The following is a 781-nucleotide window of genomic DNA, read 5'->3' on the forward strand; positions in this document are numbered from 1 at the left end:
TCTCGGGTCGTTCTGTCTCCACAAAACCCGGGGCAATTCAGTGCTGTGATGCGTTGGATCGTGGAGACCGAGACGCCCAGAATGTCGGCAATCTGGGCATTTTTCTGGCCGGCGGCTGAGAGCGTTAGAGCATGTGTTTTCTGGCGGTCGGTGAGTTTGGGTCGCCGTCCCAAACGCTTACCTGCCGCACGAGCGGCTTCAAGCCCGGCGACTGTCCGTTCCCTTATGATCTCCCTTTCGAACTCGGCGAAGCCTGCCAGAATAGTCAAGAACAGCCGTCCGTTTGGTGTGTTGGTTTCGACACCAATATTAAGAATCCTCAGATTGATACTGCGCTTGTTCAGTGTCCGGATTAACCCTATGACATCAAGCGTATCGCGCCCCAACCTGTCCAGCTTCGCAGCAATCAGACTGTCTCCGGGCCTGAGCGATTGCAGCAGAGACGCCATACCTGGACGCGCCAAGGCCGGCACGCCACCTGAAATCGTGTCCTGAACGATCATGTCGTCTGATAGTCCTTCACGCCTCAGAGCGATGATCTGAGGATCGTTTGTCTGTTCTCCCGTTGAAACCCGTACATAACCAAAGCGCCGCATCGTCATAAACCCCGTTTCTGGTTCGTAATTTTTGGGTCACGTCAATACGACAGTCATATGTTCAAAAACCACGGATTCTGCTCATTACAATCAGTGTAGCGTGGCGTGAGACGGATTTCATATTTTCGGAACACGCCACATTCTTTTGAGAGAGTCAGTAAATGAACGCATTTGATTTGAAAACA

At 52.1% G+C, this 781-nt stretch carries 1 protein-coding gene; it reads right to left on the bottom strand.

The window, feature by feature from the left end:
* A partial coding sequence (locus tag Absy_RS11705; RefSeq protein ID WP_307188409.1) for a recombinase family protein occupies positions 1-602 on the bottom strand: 602 nt, incomplete at its 3' end.
* Positions 603-781: the final 179 nt, after the last annotated feature.

The sequence above is a fragment of the Acetobacter syzygii genome, assembly GCF_000964225.1.
In the GTDB taxonomy this organism is placed as follows: domain Bacteria; phylum Pseudomonadota; class Alphaproteobacteria; order Acetobacterales; family Acetobacteraceae; genus Acetobacter; species Acetobacter syzygii.